General features: G+C 59.7%; 17 protein-coding genes. 10 read left to right on the plus strand and 7 right to left on the minus strand.

Features of this window, described 5'->3' with window-relative positions; genetic code table 11:
* Nucleotides 1-3: 3 nt before the first annotated feature.
* The 4 genes from M2401_RS01270 to M2401_RS01285 all read right to left on the minus strand — a co-directional run bounded on the left by M2401_RS01270 (nt 4) and on the right by M2401_RS01285 (nt 4,187).
* Nucleotides 4-1,035 (minus strand): AbrB family transcriptional regulator, encoded by a 1,032-nt coding sequence (locus tag M2401_RS01270; RefSeq protein ID WP_259098589.1) that lies wholly within the window; start codon nt 1,033-1,035, stop codon nt 4-6.
* Entirely contained in the window at nt 1,028-2,545 is a 1,518-nt protein-coding gene (locus M2401_RS01275) for a tripartite tricarboxylate transporter permease (protein ID WP_259098590.1), read from the minus strand. Before M2401_RS01275 ends, M2401_RS01270 begins: the two co-directional genes overlap by 8 nt.
* 1 nt (nt 2,546) lies before the next feature.
* Nucleotides 2,547-3,005, minus strand: coding sequence for a tripartite tricarboxylate transporter TctB family protein (locus M2401_RS01280; RefSeq protein ID WP_259098591.1), 459 nt, complete (start codon nt 3,003-3,005; stop codon nt 2,547-2,549).
* Nucleotides 3,006-3,155: 150 nt separating this feature from the next.
* Nucleotides 3,156-4,187 carry a Bug family tripartite tricarboxylate transporter substrate binding protein gene (locus M2401_RS01285; RefSeq protein ID WP_409033861.1) on the minus strand — a complete coding sequence of 344 codons (1,032 nt, stop codon included), beginning with the start codon at nt 4,185-4,187 and terminating at the stop codon, nt 3,156-3,158.
* A gap of 215 nt (nt 4,188-4,402) precedes the next feature.
* Between M2401_RS01285 and M2401_RS01290 the strand changes: the two genes are divergently transcribed.
* Together M2401_RS01290 and M2401_RS01295 are read left to right on the plus strand one after the other, a co-directional pair.
* Nucleotides 4,403-5,074: a response regulator gene (locus M2401_RS01290; protein WP_259098593.1), complete on the plus strand. Its 672-nt coding sequence runs from the start codon at nt 4,403-4,405 to the stop codon at nt 5,072-5,074.
* Nucleotides 5,067-6,461, plus strand: coding sequence for a sensor histidine kinase (locus M2401_RS01295; RefSeq protein WP_259098596.1), 1,395 nt, complete (start codon nt 5,067-5,069; stop codon nt 6,459-6,461). The genes M2401_RS01290 and M2401_RS01295 overlap by 8 nt, the downstream gene beginning before the upstream one ends.
* A gap of 15 nt (nt 6,462-6,476) precedes the next feature.
* Here M2401_RS01295 and M2401_RS01300 read toward each other — a convergent pair whose 3' ends face one another.
* The gene (locus M2401_RS01300; RefSeq protein ID WP_259098597.1) at nt 6,477-7,298 is read right to left on the minus strand and encodes an HDOD domain-containing protein; all 822 of its coding nucleotides are present in this window, start codon (nt 7,296-7,298) and stop codon (nt 6,477-6,479) included.
* Between the two features lie 75 nt (nt 7,299-7,373).
* Nucleotides 7,374-8,315, minus strand: a complete 942-nt coding sequence (locus M2401_RS01305; protein ID WP_259098599.1) for a folate-binding protein YgfZ — start codon at nt 8,313-8,315, stop codon at nt 7,374-7,376.
* A 142-nt stretch (nt 8,316-8,457) separates the two neighbouring features.
* On the opposite strand from M2401_RS01305, the gene M2401_RS01310 reads away from it, so the two are divergent.
* Nucleotides 8,458-8,712, plus strand: coding sequence for a succinate dehydrogenase assembly factor 2 (locus M2401_RS01310; RefSeq protein ID WP_259098600.1), 255 nt, complete (start codon nt 8,458-8,460; stop codon nt 8,710-8,712).
* On the plus strand, nt 8,696-9,148 hold the full coding sequence (locus tag M2401_RS01315) for a protein YgfX (RefSeq protein ID WP_259098602.1): 453 nt from the start codon (nt 8,696-8,698) through the stop codon (nt 9,146-9,148). Before M2401_RS01310 ends, M2401_RS01315 begins: the two co-directional genes overlap by 17 nt.
* Here the strand turns inward: M2401_RS01315 and nadB are convergent.
* A complete protein-coding gene (gene nadB / locus M2401_RS01320; RefSeq protein WP_259098603.1) occupies nt 9,117-10,733 on the minus strand; it encodes an L-aspartate oxidase in 1,617 nt (538 codons plus the stop codon). The two genes, M2401_RS01315 and nadB, sit on opposite strands and share 32 nt — an antisense overlap.
* 499 nt (nt 10,734-11,232) lie before the next feature.
* On the opposite strand from nadB, the gene rpoE reads away from it, so the two are divergent.
* The 6 genes from rpoE (at nt 11,233) to lepB (ending at nt 17,963) form a co-directional block, all read left to right on the plus strand.
* Nucleotides 11,233-11,814, plus strand: coding sequence for an RNA polymerase sigma factor RpoE (rpoE, locus tag M2401_RS01325; protein ID WP_259098605.1), 582 nt, complete (start codon nt 11,233-11,235; stop codon nt 11,812-11,814).
* Between the two features lie 32 nt (nt 11,815-11,846).
* A complete protein-coding gene (locus M2401_RS01330) occupies nt 11,847-12,440 on the plus strand; it encodes an anti sigma-E factor RseA C-terminal domain-containing protein (protein WP_259098606.1) in 594 nt (197 codons plus the stop codon).
* 8 nt (nt 12,441-12,448) lie between these two features.
* A complete protein-coding gene (locus M2401_RS01335) occupies nt 12,449-13,408 on the plus strand; it encodes a MucB/RseB C-terminal domain-containing protein (protein ID WP_259098608.1) in 960 nt (319 codons plus the stop codon).
* A gap of 276 nt (nt 13,409-13,684) precedes the next feature.
* Nucleotides 13,685-15,124, plus strand: a complete 1,440-nt coding sequence (locus tag M2401_RS01340; protein WP_409033862.1) for a DegQ family serine endoprotease — start codon at nt 13,685-13,687, stop codon at nt 15,122-15,124.
* 178 nt (nt 15,125-15,302) lie between these two features.
* Entirely contained in the window at nt 15,303-17,099 is a 1,797-nt protein-coding gene (gene lepA, locus M2401_RS01345) for a translation elongation factor 4 (protein ID WP_259098610.1), read from the plus strand.
* Nucleotides 17,100-17,108: 9 nt separating this feature from the next.
* Nucleotides 17,109-17,963 (plus strand): signal peptidase I, encoded by an 855-nt coding sequence (gene lepB / locus M2401_RS01350; RefSeq protein ID WP_259098612.1) that lies wholly within the window; start codon nt 17,109-17,111, stop codon nt 17,961-17,963.
* Nucleotides 17,964-18,034: the final 71 nt, after the last annotated feature.

The raw sequence follows: 18,034 nt of genomic DNA on the forward strand, positions 1-18,034 counted from the left end.
TCATCAGCCAGGTTCGCGATCCCAGTAGCGGAACAGCGGTTCGGCGAGAAACAGTACGAACAGCAGACGCATCACCTGCATCGCCGTCACCAGTGGCACCGACAGTTGCAGCACCTCCGCGGTCAGGCTCATCTCGGCAATACCACCGGGCATCATGCCCAGGGTCAGTGAGCGCAGGTCCAGATGGGTCATGGCGCTCAACGCCAGGGCGGCGAGGGCGGCGATAAGCATGGTCAGGGCGGTGCCCAGCAGGGTGCGCGCCATGAACGACGGCGCACGGCGGAAGAACGAGCGGTTGAAGTGGCAGCCCAGGCCGCTGCCGATCAGCCACTGACCAATCTGGCTGCCGCCCGGTGGCAGAGCAATGTGCAGGTTCCAGGCAATACTGATTGCGGCACTGAGCAACAGCGGGCCGAACAGCCAGGGGTTGGGTTGTTTCAGGCGTTGCCAGCCCCAGGCCAGCAGGGCGCCTGCCGGGAATAGCAGCACCAGCCAGGTCCAGTCCACCGTGCCCGTTTGCGGGTTCGGTGCGCCATTGCCCAGCAGGTATTTGAAGATGGCCGGCACGCACAAGACCACGGCCAGTACCCTCAGGCTCTGGGCCGCCGCGACGCTGCTCAGTTGTGCGCCGTTGCGTGCGCCGAGGTTGACCATCTCCCCCGAACCACCTGGCATGCTGGAAAAGAACGCCGTGGCGCGGTCCTCACCGGTGCGGCGCATCAACCATACGCCGACCACGCTGGAAACGCTGGTCACCAGCGCGCCAAAGAAAATCAGGCCGAAGTGAGCCAGCACCTGCTCCATCACCACAGGGGTGAAGTGCAGGCCGATACCGATGCCGACAATCCACTGCCCGCATTTGCGACCGCCGGGAATTTCCGCCAGTTGCCAGGGCGTCAGACAGCGCACAAGGATGATCGCCAGTAACGAGCCGATCATCCAGGGCAGTGGCCAGCCGACCTGGCTGGCGAGATAACCGCCCGCCAGGCCGACCAGAGGGGTGGCCAGCCAAAGCTTGAGTGGCCTGTCAGACATTATTCAACGCATCGTCTGCCTTTACCGAACGCCTACGCCAGATACGTATTACTGGCATCAACAGCATGATGGCCGTCAGTACCCAGACACTCAGGGTGATCGGGCTGGACCAGAGAATTTCCAGCGCACCGTTGGAGATCGACAGCGCGCGACGCAGATTCTGCTCCATCAGGCCGCCAAGGATAAAGCCCAGCAAGATCGGCGACAGCGGGAAGTCCAGCTTGCGCAGGATGTAACCGAAGATGCCGATGCCAACCATCATGAACAGGTCGAACGTGGTGGCGTGCACGGCGTAGACACCGATCCCGGTGATGATCGCGATGACTGGCACCAGTGCCCAGTTCGGCACGGCGAGGATGCGGGTGAAGACGCGGATCATCGGGATGTTGAGGATCACCAGCATAACGTTGGCGATGAACAACGAGGCGATCAGGCCCCAGACGATGTCTGGCTGTTGCTGGAACAGCATCGGGCCGGGGGTGATGTTGTACAGCGACAGGGCGCCGATCATCACAGCGGTGGTGCCGGAACCCGGAACACCCAGGGTCAGCATCGGCACCAGAGCACCACAGGCTGCGCCGCCGATGGCGGTTTCCGGCGCAGCCAGACCGCGCATGTCGCCCTGGCCGAATTTGCCGGATTTACCCGCAAGGCGTTTCTCTGTCATGTAGGCCACGGCACTGGCCAGGGTTGCACCGGCACCCGGCAATACGCCCATGATGAAGCCGAGCAAGCCGCAGCGCAGGTTGACCACGAATACCGAAGACGCTTCCTTGATGTTGAACATCATGCGCCCGGTGGCCTTGACCGCTTCCTGGCCGTGGTGGGTTTTCTCCAGCAACAGCAGGATTTCGCTGATGGAGAACAGGCCCAGTACCAGTACGACGAATTGAATGCCGTCGGCCAAGTGCACGCTGTCGCCGGTGAAACGATAGACGCCGCTGTTGGCGTCGATGCCGATACTCGACAGAAACAGGCCGATCAACGCCGCAATGAAGGTCTTCAGCGGACGGTTACCGGCCATGCCGCCAAGACAGACAATGGCGAACACCATCAAGACGAAATATTCCGCCGGGCCGAAGGCAATCGCCCATTTCGCCAGCAGCGGCGCGAACAGGACCATGCCGCACGTGGCGATGAGCGCGCCAATGAACGAACTCCAGGCCGATAGCGACAGGGCCACGCCTGCCAGCCCCTGACGGGCCATTGGGTAGCCATCAAGGGTGGTCATGACTGTCGAAGCTTCGCCGGGAATGTTCAGCAGAATCGAGCTGATCCGCCCGCCGTATTCGCAGCCCAGGTAGACCGCCGACAGCAGGATCAGCGCCGACTCTGGTGGCAGGCCCAGGGCGAAGGCGATGGGGATCAGCAGGGCCACGCCGTTGATCGGGCCAAGGCCCGGCAACAGGCCGACGACGGTGCCGATCAGTGTGCCGCACAGTGCGGTGATGAGGTTGTAAGGGGTCAGCGCAACGCCGAAGCCTTGGCCGAGATAACCAAAAGTATCCACATTAATTCTCCAGGAATTCGAGCAGGCCCAAGGGCAATGGAACGTCCATGGCTTTGTCGAACAACAGGTACAGGCCGATGCTCATCAGGATGACGACCACGGTGCTCGCCAGCCATTTGCCGCCATACAGACGGGCCATCGGGATGCCGATCAGGATGCTGCTGAGAATGAAGCCCAGGGGTTCGAACAGGCCGGCGAAAACCAGCAGCAGGACGACGCAGACGCTGATTTTGATCAGGGTCTCGCGGTCCAGTGCCGGTTCGTCTTCGCTGTGGACGATGGGCGTCGGGCGAATCAGCTGGTACAGCAGCGCCAGGCCCATCAACCCCAGCATCAGCAAGGGGAAGGCCCGCGGGCCGACGGGTTCGTAGGAAAACGACGCTTTGTAGGGCCAGGCCATGACGGCCAGGGCGATGCACACCAGCAGCAGGGCGCCGGTGAAGATTCTTTGCAGGACCATGGAAACTCCTGAGCTAAAAAATCAGCCCATGATTTGGGATGAGATTTTTGTGGGAGCGAATTCATTCGCGAAAGCGGTATTCAAACAATGAAGATGCATTGAATGTTCCGGCCTATTCGCGAATGAATTTGCTTCCACAGAGATCAGTGCTTACTGAATCAGGCCAAATTCCTTGGCCAGGCTCTTGTACTGGGCGACCTGTTTCTTGACGTAGGTGTCCAGTTCCTGGCCGGTCATGGCGAAGGGGAACAGCTCACGCTGGTCGCGCAGCTTGGCGAAGTCTTCCGAGGCGAGGAGTTTGTCGAACGAAGCCTTCCACCAGTCGTACTCTTCGTCGGTCACTTTCGGGCCGAGGTAGAAGCCGCGAACCACAGGCCATACGATGTCGTAGCCCTGTTCCTTGGCGGTAGGAATGTTCTTCATTTCAGGTTCTTCCAGGCGCTTCTCGGAGAACACCGCGAGCAGACGCATGTCACCGCTGAGAATGTGCGGCATGGAGTCGGAAATGTCGGTGCTGCCAACCTGGATGTGACCACCGAGCAGGGCGGTGACGATCTCGCCGCCGCCTTCGAGGGCGACGTAGCGCAGGTCACGCGGGTTGATCCCGGCGGCCTTGGCGATCAGGGCGGTCTGCATCCAGTCCTGGCTGCCGACGGTGCCACCGGAGCCGATCACGACTTTACTCGGATCGGCTTTCAGGGCCTTGACCAGATCGTCGAGGTTTTTGTACGGCGAGTCGCTTTTCACGGCGATGGCGCCATAGCTGGTGCCGACGGCGGCCAGCCAGCGCACGGCGTTTTCATCGAAACGACCGAACTTGCCCTGGGCCAGATTGAGCAGCGAACCGCTGGACCATGCGATCAGCGTGCCAGCATCGGCCGGGCGCTGGGCGACCACGGCGTTGTAGGCTACTGCGCCGACGCCGCCGGGCATGTAGGTCACGCGCATGGGTTTGGTCAGGATTTTCTCGTTGACCAGTGCGCTTTGGGCCAGCTTGCAGGTCAGGTCGAAGCCACCACCCGGCGCTGCCGGGGCGATGCATTCAGGCCGCTTGGGTTCGGCGGCGGACAGTTGGGAAGCGAACAGCACGCAGCCGACGGCCAGAGTGGCGGACTGAATGAGGCGGGTAAGGCTTGAGGTAGACACGGATGAACGGGGGCGAGAGTGCAGGATCTGCATCATTTGATAACTCCGTTTATTGTTTTTATTAACGAAAGCGCATCTGCGGCACCTTCTGTTTCTTGATGTTAAGTGGCGAAGCTTTCGCAAACCTTTCAGCTACCTTGCAAACACCGCGAATCCGATTTTACTTGCTGACGGGCTTCACAGGCCGGAGCACGACGGTAAACTCCGCCACCGGGCAATCTCCCCACACACCTATAAAACAGGAGACGTCGATGCGTGTTCTTCTCGTCGAAGACCATCTGCAACTGGCCGATAGCGTGGCCCAGGCGCTCAAGGGCGCGGGGCTGACCGTCGATGTGCTGCACGATGGCGTCGCCGCCGATCTGGCCCTGAGCAGCGAACAATATGCCGTGGCGATTCTCGATGTCGGCCTGCCGCGCATGGACGGCTTCGAAGTGCTCGCTCGCCTGCGCAGCCGTGGGCAGAATCTGCCGGTGCTGATGCTGACCGCACGCAGCGATGTCAAGGATCGGGTCCATGGCCTGAACCTGGGTGCCGACGATTACCTGGCCAAACCGTTCGAGCTTTCCGAACTGGAAGCGCGGGTCAAGGCCTTGCTGCGGCGCAGTGTACTCGGCGGCGAGCGACAGCAGCGTTGCGGTGTACTGGTCTATGACCTGGACACCCGGCGCTTCAGCCTGGGCGATGAGTTGCTGACCCTGACCTCCCGCGAGCAGTCGGTGCTGGAAGCGCTGATCGCCCGGCCAGGGCGGGTGATGAGCAAAGAGCAACTGGCGGCTCAAGTATTTGGCCTGGACGAAGAAGCCAGTGCCGACGCCATCGAAATCTATGTTCACCGCCTGCGTAAAAAACTCGACGGTCAGCCGATTGCCATCGTGACCTTCCGCGGTCTCGGTTACCTCCTGGAAAGCCGCGATGCTTAATCAGGACAGCCTGCGCTGGCGGCTGCTGTGGAACCTGGGGCTGTTGTTGACAGTATTGATGCTGGCCAGTGGCTTGAGTGCTTACTGGAATGGTCGTGAGGCGGCCGACACAGCCTATGACCGGACTCTGCTGGCCTCGGCCCGGACCATTGCGGCCGGGGTCTCGCAGCGCGATGGCACCCTGAGTGCCGACGTTCCTTATATCGCCCTGGATACCTTTGCCTACGACAGCGAAGGGCGGATTTACTACCAGGTGAATGACATCAATAAAAAGCTGATTTCCGGCTATGAGAACCTGCCGCCGCCACCGCCGGGCACCCTGCGCACCGACGATTATCCGGCCCTGGCCAGTTTCTACAGCGCCCGCTATCAAGGGCAGGACGTGCGCGTGGTCAGCCTGCTCAAGCCGGTCAGCGAGCCGGACATGCAGGGCATGGCGGAGATCCGGGTCGCCGAGACGGAAGAAGCGCGAGTGAAGATGGCCCGCAGCCTGATGGCCGATACCTTGCTGCGTCTGGGCATGCTCGGCGCGGGGGCGTTGCTGCTGGTCTGGTTTACTGTCAGCGCCGCATTGCGTCCACTCGAACGGATCCGTACCGCAGTAGAAGAGCGTCAACCGGATGACTTGCGCGCCTTGCCCATGGTCGAAGTGCAGCATGAATTGCGTCCGCTGGTCAGCGCGCTGAACCATTTTACCGAGCGCCTGCGCCTGCAATTCGAGCGGCAGGGGCAGTTCATCGCCGATGCCTCCCATGAACTGCGAACCCCCCTGGCTGCGCTCAAGGCCCGGGTCGAACTGGGGTTGCGCGACCCGGAGCCGAGCCATTGGCGTACGACCCTTGAAGCGGCTGCCCAGGGCACGGACCGCCTGACTCATCTGGCCAATCAGCTACTGTCTCTGGCCCGCATCGAGAATGGTGCCAGGGCGATTGCCGAGGGCGGTGCCCAGAGTCTGGATCTGTCTCAACTGGCGCGTGAACTGGGCATGGCCATGGCACCGTTGGCCTACGGTCGCGGCGTTTCCCTGGCGCTGGAGGCTGACGAGCCGGTCTGGCTGCGCGGTGAGCCGACGTTGCTCAACGAGCTTTTGAGCAACCTGATTGACAATGCCCTGGCTCACACGCCAGTGGGTGGCAATGTGATTCTGCGGGTCTATGCGCCGGGGATTCTTGAGGTGGAGGACGATGGCCCCGGTATTCCGGAGGCCGATCGTGCGCGGGTGTTCGAGCGCTTTTATCGGCGCAACCCGCAGAGCGCTGGCTCGGGGCTGGGCCTGGCCATTGTCGGCGAGATCTGCCGGGCGCATCTGGCCCAGATCAGTCTGCATGACGGCGAGCCCCACGGGCTCAAGGTGCGGGTCAGTTTCGTCGCCGCATCCCTGAGCTGACCTTGCCGGGTCTGCTCAGTAGAGCATGACCTTGGCTTCGTCCATCTGCGCCGCCAACTGGCCGCCGGCCAGATCCAGATGCAGCGCATGGAAGGCGGGCAGGCTGCTGATATCGATCTGGCTGAACGGGTGTCCCGTGTCGCGATAGGTATGCACCGTCGCCACCTGCACCAGGTCGATATAGTCGGCGCTGGCCGAAACTCGCTCGAAGTTCTGGTATTGCGTCGGGACTGTGGCCAGATGTTCGGGGAAATCCCACGAGCGCAGCAGGCGCTCGCCAATGATCGGATGAATGTGCTCGATCACATGATTCAGGCTGACCGGGTCGGACAGTAATTCGAAATGGTCTTCGGCGTAGGTCAGGATCGGCAGTACGCCAATCAGATGGATCAAACCCGCCAGGGTCGCCTGGTCCGGCTTGAGGTTGAGAATGTTCAGGCACAGTGAATAGCTGATCCCCGCTACTTGCAGGCTCTGCTTCCAGATATCGCGCATTTTCTGCTCGATAACCCCGGACTTGGCGTGGAACATCTGCTCCACCACCAGGCCGATGGCCAGGTTGCAGGTGTAGTTGACCCCCAACCGGGTAATCGCGGTATTGACGTCGCTGACTTCGAAATTGGGGCGCAGCAGCGGGCTGTTTACCACCTTGATCAGGCGCGCCGACAACGCGGTATCGCTGCCAATGACTTTACTCAAGGCGGCGACGCTGATTTCCGTATCTTCTGCGGCGAGGCGGATTTTCAGTGCTACTTCAGGCAAGGTCGGCAGGAACAAGGCATCTCTATCGATGGCCTTGATCAAATTTCTCTGCACCTCGTCAGCCATCTTGCTCATCTTGCATCTCTTGGGCATTGGGGTGGTGAGATGCCCGCCGGTCTCGGACAGGGGCGGGCAGGGGCCATGGCTGGCTTAACGCTGGGTTTCGAGTTTGCTGTCCAGGGCGTATGGCAGTTCGTTCAAGTGTAATGCCGGACCGTCGGCGGCGTTGAGACGGATATCACCATTTTCCACCGCGTCTGCCTGCAACACGGCCAGCAGCTCGATACCTTGCTCGCCTTGCGCGGCGATCACCACGTTGCCTACCGAGCTTGCATGCACCGGGGAAAACAGCGCAGCGCCCGCTTCCGGCAGGTCGCTACCGTCCAGAGACAGGCGATACAGGCGGCGTTTGAGTTTGCCCAGGTACTGCATGCGTGCAACGATTTCCTGCCCGGTGTAGCAGCCTTTCTTGAAACTGACACCGCCGACGGCCTGCAGGTTGATCATCTGCGGAATGAATTCTTCCCGGGTCTGAGCGAACACCTGGCCGATGCCAGCGCGGATCTGCCCAAGTAGCCAGTCGTTGAGCGAGCCTTCAGCCAATTGCGCGGCCAGGCGCGACTGCACGTCGGCGGCCTGTGCAACCGGCACCCAGAGTTCGGTGCGGTTGGGCGAGACACGAATGGCGATCAGGTCGTTGGCGCGGGTGACGGCATCGGTGTCGTGAGCCAGTTCCAGACCCAGGCTGACCAGCGCCCCATCACCATCCTGAAGACCGAAGCGGGCCCAGGCGGCACTTTCGTCGGTCAATTTGGATTTGGAGAACACTGCGTATTTTTTCAGATCGGCCAGTTGTGCCTCGATCAGTTCGCTGGCCATGGCCAGCAGGCAGCCGTCACCTTGCAGCAGAATGCGGAAGCTCGACTGCATGCGGCCTTTTTGCGTGCAACGGGCACCCAGGGTCGCCTTGGCGTCGCTCAGGTAGTCCATATTGCAGGTCAATTGGCCTTGCAGGAATTTGCTGGCGTCCACGCCGCGAACGGCAAGAACCCCTTCGTGGGAAAGCGGGCAGAAGAAAGCTGAGTCGGCCATGGTTCATCGCAGGAAAAAAGTCTGGGGCACATCATAGTGCCGAGTGTTGATTATGGGTACATGAAAACTGCTGCGACCATTGGGCCATTCGCGCAAGCGCCTTGTGGCTGTATACTCGCGGCCTATTTTGAGGAGCCCCTCCATGGTCGAAGAAGTCGAACTCAATCGCCTTTACTGGCACAGCCGCCGCGGCATGCTCGAACTGGATTGCCTGCTGGTGCCTTTTGTCCGTGAAGTCTATCCAACCCTCAACGACGTCGATCGCGATCTGTATCGCCGTCTATTGACCTGTGAAGACCAGGATATGTTCGGCTGGTTCATGCAGCGTGCTGAGTCGGAAGACGCTGAGCTGCAGCGCATGGTTCGCATGATTCTGGATCGTGTCCAGCCGCAGTGATTTCTTCCAGTGCCGTTGGCGCGCCTCGCGGTGGCTGCTGACGGCTTATCTGGGCGCCCAGTGCCTGGCACTGTTTTCCCTCTTCTGGATTGATATTCCACCCCGGGCCCTGGTGCTCGGGGTTTTTGTCTGCCTGCTGCATGGGGCTTACATGCTTGCGCGCGCAATCATATTCAGTAGTCCGCAGGCTTTTACCGGCCTGCGCCGCGACCGTGACGGTTGGCAGTTATGGAATGCAGAACAGGGTTGGCGACCGGTGCAGTTACGCCGCGACAGCCTGGCCCTGCCTTTATTGATTGTCTTGCGCTTTCGTCTGGCGGGCCGGGGCAGGGTGCGTAGCGTGTGCATCCCGGCCGATGCCCTGGCGCCGGACGATCACCGGCGCCTGCGGCTGCGTTTGAAGTTCAGCCGACGAAGGTGGGCGGCACCAGAATAGTGTCCAGCGCTTCGGGCAGCATGTCCGGATAATCCAGGGTGTAATGAAGGCCGCGGGATTCCTTGCGCTCCATGGCTGACTGAATCATCAGCTCGGCCACCTGGGCCAGATTGCGCAGCTCGATGAGGTCACGGCTGACCTTATAGTTGCTGTAGAACTCATCGATCTCGTCGAGCAGCAGACGCACCCGATGCTGGGCGCGCTGCAAACGCTTGTTTGTGCGCACGATGCCGACGTAATCCCACATGAAACGCCGCAGTTCGTCCCAATTGTGCGCAATGATCACGTCTTCGTCGGAATCGGTGACCTGGCTGGCATCCCAGCCCGGCAGGCTTTTTGGTACGTCGACCGTCGACAACTTGCCGATGATGTCGGTGGCGGCGGAGCGCGCATAGACGAAGCACTCCAGCAGCGAGTTGCTGGCCATGCGGTTGGCGCCATGCAGGCCGGTGAAACTGGTTTCGCCGATGGCGTACAGGCCGGGCACATCGGTGCGGCCATGGCTGTCCACTACCACGCCGCCGCAGGTGTAATGCGCAGCAGGTACAACCGGGATTGGCTGACGAGTGATATCGATGGAGAACTCCAGACAGCGTTCGTACACCGTCGGGAAGTGGCTCTTGATGAATTCGGCGGGCTTGTGGCTGATATCCAGATAGACGCAGTCGATGCCCAGGCGCTTCATTTCATGGTCGATGGCCCGGGCGACGATATCCCGTGGGGCCAGTTCGGCGCGCTCGTCGAAGCGCTGCATGAAGCGTTCGCCGTTGGGCAGCTTCAGGTAGGCGCCTTCGCCGCGCAGGGCTTCGGTCACCAGGAAGCTCTTGGCTTGCGGGTGATACAGGCAGGTCGGGTGAAATTGGTTGAACTCCAGATTGGCCACCCGACAGCCGGAGCGCCAGGCCATGGCGATGCCGTCGCCGCAGGCACCGTCCGGGTTGGAGGTATAAAGGTAGACTTTTGCCGCCCCGCCCGAGGCCAGTACGACGAAGCGCGCGCCGTAGGTATCGACTTCGCCGCTGGTGCGGTTGAGCACATAGGCGCCGAGGCAGCGATCGCCTTCCAGGCCCAGGCGCCGCTCGGTGATCAGGTCGACGGCAACGCGCTGTTCCAGCAGTTCAATATTCGATCGCGTACGGGCCTGGGCCAGCAGCGTCTTGAAGATCGCCGCGCCGGTGGCATCAGCCGCGTGAATGATGCGTCGATGACTGTGGCCGCCCTCGCGGGTCAGGTGAAACTCGAAACCGCCGTCTTCCACCGTGGACTGGTCGTCACGGGTGAAGGGTACGCCCTGGTCGATCAGCCACTGGATGGCCTCGCGGCTGTGCTCGACGGTGAATCGCACCGCTTCTTCATTGCACAGGCCGCCACCGGCGTTGAGCGTGTCCTCGACGTGGGACTGCACGGTATCGGCGTTGTCCAGCACAGCAGCAACGCCGCCCTGGGCCCAGAAGGTGGAGCCGTTTGCCAGGTCGCCCTTGCTCAATACCGCGATACGCAAATGGCCGGGCAGGGTCAGGGCCAGGCTGAGCCCAGCTGCACCGCTGCCAATGACTAGAACGTCGTGCTGAAAATGTTGGCTCATTTCTTATTTCCGCGAGTCGCGGCCACTAGTATATGTAGGGGTGGACCGGCACAATAGCTGCGCTTTATTGGCATTGTGAGGCCACAGCGGGCTCGGATTGTGCGCCAGTCAGATACACCCTGCATATTGTTTTTCCGGAGGAGAAAAGTGCTGGTGTCGTACGATGACTTGGGCGTAATCCGATCGGACCGCTGAGTTTTTACAACCGACTGCAAAACCTGGGAACTTTTCGTGAGCGCCCACGTTCAATAGACGGTTGCCTATAAAGGGACAGCGTCGGCTTTACGCGGGGCTCGAAAGCAGCCACCGCCGGCGAATTCGACGACAAGATTATTGACGCAGCCGACCTAGGTCGAGCTGCGTTTTTCGTGCAGGCCAAATCAGTGTCCGCAGGAAACTTGCTTGAAGGGGGAGAACTTTTGCCAAAAGCCCGAGTCTATGTTTGCAAGCCTGAACAATCGCTGAGGCAATGCTCCTTCAAGCTCAATGAGGAGTGTTCATGCTAACCCAGGAAGAGGATCAGCAGCTGGTCGAGCGCGTACAGCGCGGTGACAAGCGAGCGTTTGATCTGCTCGTGCTGAAATACCAGCACAAGATTCTCGGGTTGATCGTGCGGTTTGTGCACGACACCCATGAAGCCCAGGACGTCGCACAAGAGGCCTTTATCAAGGCCTACCGTGCACTTGGAAATTTTCGCGGTGACAGCGCCTTTTATACATGGCTGTACCGTATCGCCATCAACACGGCGAAGAACTACCTGGTGTCGCGCGGTCGGCGGCCGCCGGATAGCGATGTCAGGTCTGAGGACGCGGAGTTCTACGACGGCGATCATGGCCTCAAGGACATCGAGTCACCGGAACGGTCATTGTTGCGGGATGAGATCGAAGGCACTGTCCATCGAACTATCCAGTTACTACCAGAAGATTTGCGTACAGCGTTAACTTTGCGCGAATTCGATGGTCTGAGTTATGAGGACATTGCCAGCGTCATGGAATGTCCGGTGGGTACCGTGCGCTCTCGCATATTTCGCGCTCGGGAAGCCATCGATAAAGCCCTGCAACCTTTGTTGCAGGAAACCTGAGACAGCGGCGATAGCCAAGAGAGGAAACCGCCATGAGTCGTGAAGCCCTGCAGGAATCGCTGTCCGCGGTGATGGATAACGAAGCGGACGAATTGGAATTACGTCGGGTACTGAGTGCCATCGACGATGCGGATACACGGGCCACATGGTCGCGTTATCAGCTGGCTCGTGCAGCAATGCATAAAGAGCTGTTGGTTCCTCATCTGGATATTTCGGCAGCTGTATCTGCCGCTATCGCCGATGAAATCAGCCCGCTCAAGCCCGGTCGTGGTCCTTGGCGTACCCTGGGTCGCCTGGCCGTCGCTGCTTCAGTTACTGTCGCCGTTCTGGCGGGTGTTCGTCTGTACAACCATGACGACATCGCTGGTGCGCAGTTGGCGCAACAGGCTCCGCAGCCTGCCAATCTGTCGGTTCCACAAGTTAAAGGTCCGGCTGTACTGGCTGGCTATACTGAAAGCTCCGAGCAAGCCAGCGGCCCCATGGTCAATGGTGTGATGCAGGGTCAGGCCGGTTGGCAGGATCAGCGTCTGCCAGGCTATCTGCGTCAGCACGCTCAGCAAGCAGCATTGAAGGGTACTGAAAGCGCCCTGCCTTACGCACGTGCTGCCAGCCTGGAAAACCGTTAAGGAGGATCATGCAAGCCATCCGTCTATTGCCTTTGCTGTTGAGTGGATGGCTGGTCCTCCCAGTACATGCCGATGATGCGCAGGACATGCTCAAGCGTCTTGCGCAGGCCGAGCAGCAGCAGAGCTTCCAGGGTACGTTCGTCTACGAGCGCAATGGCAGCTTCTCCAGCCATCGGATCTGGCATCGCGTCGCTGACGGCAAGGTCCGTGAGCACGTTCTGCAGCTCGATGGCTCTGCCCAGGAACTCTTGCGTGTCGATGGCGTGACTCAATGCGTCAGTGGCACGCTTGCCGATGGCGTGAGCAATCTGCCTGATTCTCCCGCCCATGGTCTGGATGCCAGGAAACTGGCGAACTGGTACGACCTAAAGGTCGCCGGAACCTCGCGAGTGGCCGCCCGACCGGCAACCATTATCACTCTGACACCCAAGGATCCGCACCGTTACGGTATCGAATTGCATATCGATAACGAGACCGGCTTGCTGCTCAAATCGCTGTTGCTTGGCGACAAGGGTCAGTTGCTGGAGCGTTTCCAGTTCACCGGGCTTAATACTTTCGACCCGCCTACCGATGCGATGCTACAGGCCAGTGCTGACTGCAAGCCTGTGGAATCCGTCAAGGCGAGTTCGAACGCCGCCGCTAAGCCGCTGGGCTGGCGTTCCGACTGGTTGCCGCCAGGTTTTGAGCTGACCAACAGTTCGGTGCGCAAGGAGCCTGCGACCAAGTCCACCGTCACCAGCATGATGTATGACGATGGCCTGGCGCGTTTTTCGGTGTTCATTGAGGCGTTGAGCGGTGCCGCAGTCACGGATATCCGTACTCAGTTGGGGCCGACGGTTGCAGTTTCCCGCCGCCTGACCACGCCCAAGGGCGACGTAATGGTTACGGTTGTGGGCGAGATTCCCCTGGGAACGGCTGAACGCATCGCGCTATCGATGCGCAGTGCCGATACACCGGTTAGCAAGTAGTCGGTGCAAGGGGTTGAAAGGCCAAGATGTAAAAGGTTTCATTTTGCCCTTGTGTGGCCGTAAGACAGGCGTTTGCAGGGCCTGGGGCTACCACGTTGAAATGTCTGGAGATGTTTTCACGTTGCAAAATCGTAAGAATTTTTCTTCTATAGGTCACAGCTTCGCAGCTCTGGCCTTTGTTGTTTCCGGGTCCATTCAACGCAGGCAAGAAGATATCCACGGGATATCTTCTTGCCTGCGTACTGCTTACTTATCCTCGTTGTGAACGGGAGCCGTATGTCGATACCACGCTTGAAATCTTACTTTTCTCTGGTTGCCGCCCTGCTCATGCTGGGTCAGGTCGCCGCTGCCCAGGCAGAAGCCCTGCCGGACTTCACCAGCCTGGTGGAGCAGGCCTCGCCTGCCGTTGTGAACATCAGTACCCGTCAGAAAATGCCCCAGCGTTCAGTCGCCGGTAACCAGCCAGACCTCGAGGGCCTGCCGCCAATGCTCCGTGAGTTCCTCGAGCGCAGCATGCCGCCAGGCTCGCGTGCGCCAGGCAAGGGCGGTGGTGGCGGTGATCGCCAGCGTGAAGCGCAGTCCCTGGGTTCGGGCTTCATCATTTCGGCAGATGGTTACATTCTCACCAACAACCACGTCATCGACGGTGCTGACGAAATTATCGTGCGCCTGTCCGACCGTAACGAATTGAAGGCCAAGCTGGTCGGCACTGATCCGCGTACTGACGTGGCCGTGCTGAAAATTGACGGCAAGGACCTGCCTACCGTCAAGCTGGGCAATTCCGACAAGCTCAAAGTCGGTGAGTGGGTACTGGCCATTGGTTCGCCATTTGGCTTCGACCACTCGGCGACCAAAGGTATCGTCAGTGCCAAGGGCCGCAGTCTGCCAAACGACACCTACGTACCGTTCATCCAGACCGACGTAGCGATCAACCCGGGCAACTCCGGCGGTCCGCTGTTCAACATGGCTGGCGAAGTCGTGGGTATCAACTCGCAGATCTTCACTCGTTCCGGCGGCTTCATGGGCCTGTCGTTCGCGATTCCGATCGACGTGGCAATGGACGTGGCCAATCAGCTCAAGGCCAGCGGCAAGGTCAATCGTGGCTGGTTGGGCGTCGTGATTCAGGAAGTCAGCAAAGACCTGGCTGAGTCCTTCGGCCTCGACAAGCCGGCCGGCGCCCTGGTTGCCCAGGTCCTGGAAGATGGTCCCGCAGCCAAGGGTGGCCTGCAGGTTGGTGACGTGATTCTCAGCGCCAACGGCCAGCCTATCGTGATGTCGGCCGACCTGCCGCACCTGATCGGCAACCTCAAGGACGGCACCAAGGCCGACCTGGAAGTCATCCGTGACGGCAAGCGCAAGACCCTGACCGTGACCGTCGGTGCACTGCCGGACGAAGGCCAGGAAATGGGTGATTCGGCACCGGGCGTCGAGCGCAACAGCAATCGCCTGGGTGTTTCCGTGGTCGACCTGACCGCCGAGCAGAAGAAAACCCTCGAGCTCAAGGGTGGCGTGGTCATCAAGGATGTTCAGGATGGTCCTGCGGCGCTGATCGGCCTGCAGCCAGGTGATGTCATCACTCATCTGAACAACCAGTCCATTGCCTCGGCGAAGAACTTCACCGATATCGCCAAGGATCTGCCGAAGAATCGCTCCGTGTCCATGCGCGTACTGCGTCAGGGCCGTGCAAGCTTCATCACCTTCAAACTGGCTGAGTAACACTAGCCGGAGTAACAGGTACGAAAAAGGGCGGCGCGACCGCCCTTTTTTGTGCATGTCGCCTGAATCCCGACAGTCAGGGTCGCCACTTGACGTGACGCCCCAGTCTTCCTTCAGGTACAATTCCCGGCTATTTTTCGGCGGGCAATCTGCCTGCAACCTTTTTGAGTGTTGATCCGTGAGTGATTTGAGTCATATCCGCAATTTCTCCATCATCGCCCACATTGACCATGGCAAGTCGACGCTGGCCGACCGCTTCATTCAGATGTGCGGTGGCTTGACCGAGCGCGAAATGGAAGCGCAGGTACTTGACTCCATGGACCTTGAGCGCGAGCGCGGGATCACCATCAAGGCCCATAGCGTTACGCTGTATTACACGGCCAAAGACGGCAAGACGTACCAGCTCAACTTCATCGACACCCCCGGTCACGTGGACTTCACCTATGAAGTCAGCCGTTCCCTGGCGGCGTGCGAGGGTGCGTTGCTGGTCGTCGATGCCGGTCAGGGCGTGGAGGCGCAATCCGTCGCCAACTGCTACACCGCTATCGAGCAAGGCCTTGAGGTCATGCCGGTACTGAACAAAATGGACTTGCCGCAGGCCGATCCGGACCGCGTCAAGGAAGAGATCGAGAAGATCATCGGCATCGATGCCACTGACGCTGTTGCATGCAGCGCCAAGAGCGGTATGGGTGTCGATGAGGTGTTGGAGCGTCTGGTCCAGACCATTCCGGCCCCGACCGGCAACATCGAAGACCCGCTGCAAGCGCTGATCATCGACTCCTGGTTCGACAACTACCTGGGCGTTGTGTCCCTGGTGCGCGTGCGTCATGGCCGGGTCAAGAAAGGCGACAAGATCCTGGTCAAGTCCACTGGCAAGCTCCACCTGGTGGACAGCGTTGGTGTATTCAACCCCAAGCACAGCGCCACTGCCGACCTGAAAGCCGGGGAAGTAGGCTTCATCATCGCCGGTATCAAGGACATTCACGGTGCGCCGGTGGGTGACACCCTGACCCTGAGCACCACGCCGGACGTTGAAGTGCTGCCTGGCTTCAAACGCATCCAGCCGCAGGTCTATGCCGGTCTGTTTCCGGTCAGTTCCGAAGATTTCGAAGACTTCCGTGATGCCCTGCAAAAGCTCACGCTAAACGATTCGTCGCTGCAATATGCGCCGGAAAGCTCCGACGCACTGGGCTTCGGCTTCCGTTGCGGCTTCCTCGGCATGCTGCACATGGAGATCATTCAGGAGCGCCTCGAGCGCGAGTACGACCTGGACCTGATCACCACGGCACCGACGGTAATCTTCGAACTGGTGCTCAAGACCGGTGAAACGATCTACGTCGATAACCCGTCCAAACTTCCTGATCTGTCCAGCATCGAAGACATGCGCGAGCCGATCGTGCGGGCCAATATCCTGGTTCCGCAGGAACACCTGGGCAACGTTATTACCCTGTGTATCGAAAAGCGCGGTATCCAGCACGACATGCTGTTCCTCGGCACCCAGGTCCAGGTGACCTATGACCTGCCGATGAACGAAGTGGTTCTGGACTTCTTCGATCGCCTGAAGTCGACCAGCCGTGGCTACGCTTCGCTGGATTACCATTTCGATCGTTACCAGTCAGCCAACCTGGTGAAGCTGGATGTACTGATCAATGGTGACAAGGTCGATGCCCTGGCATTGATCGTGCACCGCGACAACGCGGCCTACAAAGGCCGTGCGTTGACGGAAAAGATGAAAGAATTGATCCCGCGGCAGATGTTCGACGTAGCGATTCAGGCCGCCATCGGTGGTCAGATCATTGCGCGGACAACCGTCAAGGCGCTCAGAAAGAACGTACTGGCTAAATGTTATGGCGGCGACGTCAGCCGTAAACGTAAATTGCTGGAAAAGCAAAAGGCCGGTAAGAAACGCATGAAGCAGGTCGGCAACGTGGAAATTCCACAGGAAGCCTTCCTTGCTGTGCTCAGGTTGGAATAGTCAGGTCCTATGTCACTAAATTTTCCGCTGTTGTTAGTCATCGCTGTATTCGTATGCGGTTTGCTGGCGCTGCTTGACCTGGTCTTTCTGGCTCCGCGCCGTCGGACCGCCATAGCGACTTACCAGGGCAGTGTCAGCCAACCGGATATCGCGGTCGTCGAGCGATTGAACAAAGAACCTCTGCTGGTTGAATACGGCAAGTCGTTCTTTCCGGTGTTGTTTATCGTGCTGGTGCTGCGTTCGTTTCTGGTCGAACCGTTCCAGATTCCTTCGGGGTCGATGAAGCCGACACTGGATGTGGGAGATTTCATCCTGGTGAACAAGTTCTCCTACGGCATTCGCCTGCCGGTCCTGGACCAGAAGGTGATTCCCGTCGGTGATCCGCAGCGTGGCGATGTGATGGTGTTCCGCTACCCAAGTGACCCCAGCGTGAACTACATCAAGCGCGTCGTCGGCCTGCCGGGCGACAAGATTCGCTACACCAGTGACAAGCGCCTGTTCGTTAACGACCAACTGGTCGCCAAACAGCTGCTGGGCACCGAGCCTGGCACCCTGGGCAGCGCCGAGCTGTATAAAGAGCAGTTGGGTGGTGTCGAGCACTTGATCCGTCAGGAAATGAGCCGCTACCGTGCGCCGCCTGATTCCGAGTGGACGGTGCCTGCCGCGCATTACTTCATGATGGGCGACAACCGCGACAACTCCAATGACAGCCGCTACTGGGATGATCCCAACATTCCCAAAGACGAGCTGGGCATGGTTCCGGACAAGAACATCGTCGGCAAGGCATTTGCCGTGTGGATGAGCTGGCCCGAGCCGAAACTGAGTCACCTGCCCAACTTCTCGCGGGTAGGGTTAATCAAATAATCAATGCGGCGCTGTCTGGACAGCGCCGTATGTCATTTCGGGTCGCTCGAAGCGCTGTCGCCGGTCAATAA

Source organism: Pseudomonas sp. JUb42, assembly GCF_024807945.1.
Classification (GTDB): domain Bacteria; phylum Pseudomonadota; class Gammaproteobacteria; order Pseudomonadales; family Pseudomonadaceae; genus Aquipseudomonas.

Bases quoted from the DNA above. Each gene is read 5' to 3' on its own strand.
- M2401_RS01340 (WP_409033862.1), top strand. From the start codon at position 13,685: ATGTCGATACCACGCTTGAAATCTTACTTTTCTCTGGTTGCCGCCCTG.
- M2401_RS01310 (WP_259098600.1), top strand. From the start codon at position 8,458: ATGGTCGAAGAAGTCGAACTCAATCGCCTTTACTGGCACAGCCGCCGC.
- nadB (WP_259098603.1), bottom strand. From the start codon at position 10,733: ATGAGCCAACATTTTCAGCACGACGTTCTAGTCATTGGCAGCGGTGCA.
- M2401_RS01270 (WP_259098589.1), bottom strand. From the start codon at position 1,035: ATGTCTGACAGGCCACTCAAGCTTTGGCTGGCCACCCCTCTGGTCGGC.
- lepB (WP_259098612.1), top strand. From the start codon at position 17,109: ATGTCACTAAATTTTCCGCTGTTGTTAGTCATCGCTGTATTCGTATGC.
- M2401_RS01335 (WP_259098608.1), top strand. From the start codon at position 12,449: ATGCAAGCCATCCGTCTATTGCCTTTGCTGTTGAGTGGATGGCTGGTC.
- M2401_RS01285 (WP_409033861.1), bottom strand. From the start codon at position 4,187: ATGATGCAGATCCTGCACTCTCGCCCCCGTTCATCCGTGTCTACCTCA.
- M2401_RS01305 (WP_259098599.1), bottom strand. From the start codon at position 8,315: ATGGCCGACTCAGCTTTCTTCTGCCCGCTTTCCCACGAAGGGGTTCTT.
- M2401_RS01290 (WP_259098593.1), top strand. From the start codon at position 4,403: ATGCGTGTTCTTCTCGTCGAAGACCATCTGCAACTGGCCGATAGCGTG.
- M2401_RS01330 (WP_259098606.1), top strand. From the start codon at position 11,847: ATGAGTCGTGAAGCCCTGCAGGAATCGCTGTCCGCGGTGATGGATAAC.
- M2401_RS01280 (WP_259098591.1), bottom strand. From the start codon at position 3,005: ATGGTCCTGCAAAGAATCTTCACCGGCGCCCTGCTGCTGGTGTGCATC.
- rpoE (WP_259098605.1), top strand. From the start codon at position 11,233: ATGCTAACCCAGGAAGAGGATCAGCAGCTGGTCGAGCGCGTACAGCGC.
- M2401_RS01295 (WP_259098596.1), top strand. From the start codon at position 5,067: ATGCTTAATCAGGACAGCCTGCGCTGGCGGCTGCTGTGGAACCTGGGG.
- M2401_RS01300 (WP_259098597.1), bottom strand. From the start codon at position 7,298: ATGAGCAAGATGGCTGACGAGGTGCAGAGAAATTTGATCAAGGCCATC.